The sequence below is a fragment of the Thermanaeromonas sp. genome (assembly GCF_021890735.1).
GTDB lineage: Bacteria > Bacillota > DSM-521 > Neomoorellales > Neomoorellaceae > Thermanaeromonas.
Window position 1 is genome coordinate 1 of the sequence record NZ_JAKKUR010000090.1, and the last position, 6,131, is coordinate 6,131.

Sequence of the window (6,131 nt, forward strand, 5' to 3'; positions counted from 1 at the left end):
GCCATGCGGGGTTACGGCTCTCCCCAGATAACCTTTGCTGTGGAGTGCCATCTAGAAGATATTGCTAGAAAACTTAATATGGATCCCATTGAATTCCGTAAGAAAAACCTGGTCCAGGTGGGTTACGTAGATCCCTTGAATGGAAATGTGGTAAGAAGCTGCGGGATAAGGGAGTGCATTGAAAAAGGCAAGGAATTGATTAAGTGGGAGGAGAAAAAGGAGCGGTATAAAAATCAGACAGGCTATAGGCGCCGGGGGTTAGGGATGGCCTGTTTCAGTTACGCTTCTGGGACCTACCCGGCGAACCAGGAAATAGCAGGAGCCAGAATCGTCCTGAACCAGGATGGTTCCATACAATTACAGATCGGCGCTGCCGAAATAGGCCAGGGGAGCGATACTGTTTTAGCCCAGATGGCCGCTGAGATATTAGGTATCCCCGTGGATATGGTGCATGTAATTTCTACCCAGGATACAGATATCACACCCTTTGACACCGGTGCCTATGCTTCCAGGCAAACTTATATTACAGGTATGGCGGTGAGGAAAGCAGCTTTAGAAGTTAAACAGAAGATCCTTGAGGTCGCATGTTCTATGACCGGTATACCTGCCCATGCTCTGGATATTAAGGAGCAGAATATCGTTTATAAAGATACAGGAAATGTGATTATGCCCCTTTCCGAAGTAGCTTTAAGGAGTTACTATGACCTTGTTTCTGCCCAACCCATAACGAGCGATGTTTCCAATAATGCTAGGGTGAACGCTTATACCTTCGGCGCAACCTTTGTGGAAGTAGAAGTAGATATGAGGACGGGGAAGATTGAAATCCTGGAGATATACAACGTTCACGATTCCGGTAAAATTATTAACCCCCAACTGGCCGAGGGACAGGTTCACGGAGGCGTAAGCATGGGGATAGGTTACGCCCTTTTAGAGCAGATGTTGTTTGATGAGAAGACCGGGGAGCCCCTTAACAACAACCTACTAGATTATAAAATACCCTCCATAATGGATATTCCGGATATCGGGGTAGCCTTTGTGGAAACCTTTGAGCCTACAGGCCCCTTTGGAAATAAATCCTTAGGGGAGCCCCCTGTATTGCCTGTAGCTCCTGCCATACGGAATGCCGTTTTAGATGCCACAGGTGTCGCCTTTAACCGGTTACCCCTATATCCCCAGCGGGTTTTTGAGAAGTTTAAAGAAGCCGGGTTGATATAAAAGCCTAAGATGGTGGGGAGGGACGTTTGGGGGCCATGGGTGTAGAACAGACGGAAGCGATGATGTAAAAAGATAAGGTGGTGAGGATAGGCTTTATGTATGATATAAAGGCTTATTTCGAGGCGGAAACGATAGATGAGGCCACAAGGCTGTTGGCGGACAATCCTAATTTGATCGTTATTGCTGGCGGCACTGATGTTTTGATTAAAATACATCATGGCAAGATACAAAAAGCAGAGTTACTCAGCATCCGTAAAATAAAATCCTTGGAAGGTATCCGCAAACTTGAGGACGGAAGGATTATTATCGGGCCACTGTCCACTTTCACCCAGATTATCAATGACCCTGTTATCAAAGAAAACATCCCTATCTTAGCAGAAGCCGCTTTATCCATGGGCGGGCCGCAGATCCGTAATGTGGCTACCATAGGTGGAAACATCTGTAACGGCGCCACTTCGGCGGACAGCGCCCCTTCCTTATTTGTTCTGAATGCCGAACTCAAATTAAAGGGCCAACAAGGGGAAAGGATTGTCCCTATTCAAGATTTTTACCTGGGCCCCGGGAGAGTGGATTTAAAACCCGGAGAGATCCTTACGGAAATCATCATCTCTCCAGAAAATTATATAGGCTATGCAGGTCATTATATAAAATTTTCTGCCCGTAAAGCCATGGACATCGCTATTTTGGGCGTGGCTGTGCTTTGCAAGATAAAGGAAGGCACTATTTTTGAAGATGTAAGGATCGGGCTAGGGGTGGCAGGCCCGACTCCTTTAAGATGTCCGGAAGCCGAAGCCTATGCTAAAGGGAAAAGCGTTTCCGCCCAGGTTATAGCCGAGATTGGAAGGCTAGCCGTAAAATCTACTAAAGCAAGAACCTCCTGGAGGGCCTCCAAGGAATACAGGGAGCACTTGGTGGAAGAGCTTACCCAGAGGGCCTTAAAGGCGGCCATTGTAAAAGCAGGGGGCGAGGAAATTGCTTAAGAAGATTTCTTTTGTAGTAAATGGAAAACAGGAAACTTTAGAAGTTGACGTCCGCGAATCGCTCCTTGAAGTTTTGCGCAACCGCTTGGGATATACGGGCGTTAAAAAAGGGTGCGGAGTGGGAGAATGCGGGGCTTGTACCGTCCTTATAGACGGTGTACCCATTGACTCTTGTATTTACTTGGCTGTCTGGGCGGAAGGGAAGAATATAGTAACCATCGAAGGTATAGCTAAGAACGGTGAGCTTTCCAAGGTACAGAAAGCCTTTATTGAAGAAGGCGCCATCCAGTGCGGTTTCTGTACCCCTGGTTATGTTCTTACAGCTACGGCTATGGTAGAAAGCGGTAAAAAGTACACGAGGGAAGAAATTAAAAGGGAGTTGTCCGGTCATCTTTGCCGCTGCACAGGTTACCAGAACATTATAAGGGCTGTAGAAAAAGCGCTAGCAGATTAAGCCTTTAATTTTACCGCCAAGTTTTTGACTACCGAAAGGCTTGTTTAGGCAACCGAACAAAAGCCTCTCTGAACGAGTTCAAGCTTGTTTTGGGGTTTTTTGGGAAGAAGGGAGGGGAGTCTTCTGCGGCAGTTCAGGCTTAAAGTGAACGGGAAGGAAGTCCAAGTAGAGGCACCGGCCGGAATCACCCTCCTTAAGCTTCTCCGGGATTATTTAGGATTAACAGGTACTAAGGAAGGGTGTGGGGAAGGGGAATGTGGAGCCTGTACTGTGCTTTTAGACGGAGTGGCGGTGGTTTCCTGCCTTCTCCCTGCGGCTAAAGCTGAAGGCCGGGAGGTTACTACCATTGAAGGTTTGGCTCAAGGGGAAAAGCTCCATCCCCTGCAAGAGGCCTTTATTTCTGAAGGTGCCGTGCAGTGCGGTTTCTGTACACCGGGGATGATCCTGAGCGCTAAGGCCCTTTTGGATAACAACCCCCGTCCCACTAAAGATGAGATTAGAGAGGCCCTTTCAGGCAACCTGTGCCGCTGTACTGGCTACAGCCAAATAGTACGCGCCGTAGAGAAAGCGGCAGAAGTTATGGCGAGGGGAGAGTAAAGGATGCTTATTGTAGGCAATGGCCGGCTTTTGACCTTGGACCCTGATGCTCCCTATTATGAAGAAGGGGGCGTGGCTATAGAAGGGGACGAGATTACAGCTGTTGGTCCTACTCAGAAGCTACAGGAGGCTTATCCGGAAGCAGAATTTTTAGATGCTGGTGGCAAGATCATAATGCCGGGTATGACCAATACCCACATGCATCTTTACAGTACCTTTGCCCGGGGGATGGCCTTAAAGGATCCTCCTCCCACCAATTTTTTAGAGATTTTGGAGCGGTTGTGGTGGCGACTGGATAAGGCCCTAACCCTGGAAGATGTATATTATAGCGCCCTTTTACCCCTTATTGATTGTATTAAGTGCGGTACTACTACTATACTTGATCACCATGCGAGCCCCCGGGCTGTACGAGGGAGCCTGGACGCTATAGCTAGAGCAGTGGAGGAGGCCGGGGTACGTACTTGCTTGGCTTATGAAGTCTCTGACCGGGATGGCCCAGAGGTTGCACGGCAGGGGATAGAAGAGAACGTGGAGGCTATTAAGAAGTATCGCAACCGGGAGGGTTTGCTTTCTGCCACCTTCGGACTTCATGCATCTTTTACTCTGTCCGATGAGACATTGGCTGCCTGCCGGGAGGCAGCAGAGGAGCTGGGCTGCGGTTTCCATATTCACGTGGCGGAAGGCATCCAGGATGTAGAAGATGCTCTGGAACGCTCGGGTAAGCGGGTGGTGGAAAGGCTGGCGGATAAGGGGGTTTTGGGACCCCGTACCATCGCCGCCCACTGCGTCCATGTTACCGAAAGGGAAATAGGTATCCTGCGAGATACGGGAACCATGGTGGTGCATAATCCGGAGTCCAATATGGGTAACGCTGTGGGCTGCGCTCCTGTAGGAGAGATGTTGGCTGCCGGTGTGATAGTAGGTTTAGGTACTGATGGGTATACCTGCGATATGTTTGAATCTTTAAAGGTAGCTAATGTTCTGCGCAAATTTATAAGCGGTGATCCGAGCGCTGGATGGCAGGAGATCCCTACCATGGCCTTCACCAATAATGCCCGTATCCTGCAAGCCTTTTACCCCCGCCCGTTGGGGCGCCTAGTCCCTGGCGCATACGCAGATATAATTCTGGTGGATTACGAGCCTCCCACACCCTTGACCGCGGAAAACTGGTATGGTCATTTGCTTTTTGGCTTCCATGGAGGCCGGGTGGACACCACTATCATAGGAGGAAAGATCCTTATGCGCAACCGGCAGCTTCTGCACTTGGATGAAGCTGCTATTGCCGCCCGGGCCCGCAAGCTAGCCCAAAAACTCTGGGAGAGGTTTTAGAGATTAGGAAAATATAACTTGGGGTTGTTAACAGGTTTGTGGCGGGTTCTTGGTGTTTAGCCTGCAACCCAGCTACTTAAGGAGGAATATAACATTCTATGGTTTATAGTTATCTTTTTCCTAATTCTGTATCCGAATGCCTGGAGATGTTGAGCGCATATGAAGGGGCCAGAGTCATAGCGGGCGGTACAGATCTGATGATAGATATAAAAAAGAAGCGCTTGCGCCCCCGGGTTCTCGTGGATGTAACCCGTATCCCGGAGTTAAACCTTATCCAAGAGGAAGAGGATACCATAAGCATAGGTGCTGGAGTAACCCATACTCAAGCTGCTACATCTCCGCTTATCCGGAGAAAGCTTCCTGCCTTAGCCCAGGCGGCTTCTTCGGTGGGCTCACCCCAGATCCGCAATGTGGGTACTTTGGCCGGGAATGTAGTTAACGCGCAGCCGGCGGCAGATACCGCGGTGGCCCTAGTGGCCCTGGGAGCCGAAGCGGAAATATGGGGACCTCAAGGGAAAAGCAGGGTAGCGGTAGAAGATTTATATGAAGGAGTAGGGCGCTCTAAAGTGGACAGCACCCGGGAGCTGTTAAAAAGATTTTTGGTGCCCCGATGGGGAGAGGGAGAGGCTTCGGCCTTTGTCCGGCTTTCGCCCCGCCGGGCTTTATCCTTGCCCATTCTTAATGTTGCTGTACGAGTACAGATTAAAGATGGCCGCTGGGAAAAGGCGCGTATATGTGTGGCGCCCGTAGCCCCTAAGCCCTTCCTCTGCCGGGAGGCAGGGGAAGCTCTGATAGGAGCCAAAGTTAGCCAGGAAAAAATAGAAGAGGCGGCCAAGATAGCGGCCGAACTTGCCCAGCCCCGGGACAGCTTACTTCGCGGTTCCCGTGAGTACAGGAAAGAAATGGTACGGGTACTGGTTCGGCGGGCCCTAGAGGCAGCCACTCAAGCTTTATACTCCCTTTTTAATTAAAACGCCCTCTTAAAATTGACCTTTAAAAAGGCCCTCTCCTTTTTAAATAAAGGGAGGGCCTTTTTAAGTAATTTTGTAAGCGTCCTCAAGCTAGGACTAACTTTACCGACGCAATTTTTTTAACACATCTTCTATGCGGTTTAGAGCTTTTTGGATATTTTCGACTGAGTTAGCATAGGATAAACGTAAGTAACCTTCACCATATTCACCAAAAGCTGTTCCTCCTAAGACCGCTACTCCAGCTTCTTCTAGAAGAAAATCAGCGATCTCTTTGCTGGGACGACCAAAAGATTTTACATTAGGAAAAACGTAGAAGGAGCCTACCGGCTTTTTACAGGTTATACCGGGGATAGAATTTAATCCTTCTACAATGATATCCCGCCGGCGTTTGAATTCAGCAACCATGGCGTAAACTGCATCTTGAGGACCGGTTAGGGCTTCGATTCCAGCTATTTGGACGAAGGCGGCAGTGCAGGAATTGGAGTTTACCATGAGCTGGGCAACGCGGGCGGCCAGATCCTTATGCATAAGGCCATACCCTAACCGCCACCCGGTCATGGCATAGGTCTTAGAGAAACCGTCCAG

At 49.4% G+C, this 6,131-nt stretch carries 7 protein-coding genes; 6 read left to right on the forward strand and 1 reads right to left on the reverse strand.

Going from position 1 to position 6,131, the window contains the following annotated elements; genetic code table 11:
• The 6 genes from L5656_RS09980 to L5656_RS10005 all read left to right on the forward strand — a co-directional run.
• Positions 1 to 1,215, forward strand: a 1,215-nt coding sequence (locus L5656_RS09980) for a molybdopterin cofactor-binding domain-containing protein (protein WP_297202532.1), incomplete at its 5' end; no start/stop codon positions are given.
• Between the two features lie 95 nt (positions 1,216 to 1,310).
• Entirely contained in the window at positions 1,311 to 2,195 is an 885-nt protein-coding gene (xdhB, locus tag L5656_RS09985; protein WP_297202534.1) for a xanthine dehydrogenase FAD-binding subunit XdhB, read from the forward strand.
• Positions 2,188 to 2,649, forward strand: a complete 462-nt coding sequence (gene xdhC / locus L5656_RS09990) for a xanthine dehydrogenase subunit XdhC (RefSeq protein ID WP_297202536.1) — start codon at positions 2,188 to 2,190, stop codon at positions 2,647 to 2,649. The genes xdhB and xdhC overlap by 8 nt, the downstream gene beginning before the upstream one ends.
• 123 nt (positions 2,650 to 2,772) lie before the next feature.
• Positions 2,773 to 3,246, forward strand: coding sequence for a (2Fe-2S)-binding protein (locus L5656_RS09995; RefSeq protein WP_428849308.1), 474 nt, complete (start codon positions 2,773 to 2,775; stop codon positions 3,244 to 3,246).
• A 3-nt stretch (positions 3,247 to 3,249) separates the two neighbouring features.
• Positions 3,250 to 4,575, forward strand: coding sequence for a putative aminohydrolase SsnA (ssnA, locus tag L5656_RS10000; protein ID WP_297202539.1), 1,326 nt, complete (start codon positions 3,250 to 3,252; stop codon positions 4,573 to 4,575).
• 98 nt (positions 4,576 to 4,673) lie between these two features.
• Positions 4,674 to 5,546, forward strand: coding sequence for an FAD binding domain-containing protein (locus L5656_RS10005; RefSeq protein ID WP_297202541.1), 873 nt, complete (start codon positions 4,674 to 4,676; stop codon positions 5,544 to 5,546).
• A 102-nt stretch (positions 5,547 to 5,648) separates the two neighbouring features.
• Here the strand turns inward: L5656_RS10005 and L5656_RS10010 are convergent.
• Positions 5,649 to 6,131 (reverse strand): aminotransferase class I/II-fold pyridoxal phosphate-dependent enzyme (locus tag L5656_RS10010; protein ID WP_297202543.1); only part of this gene is annotated, 483 nt, incomplete at its 5' end.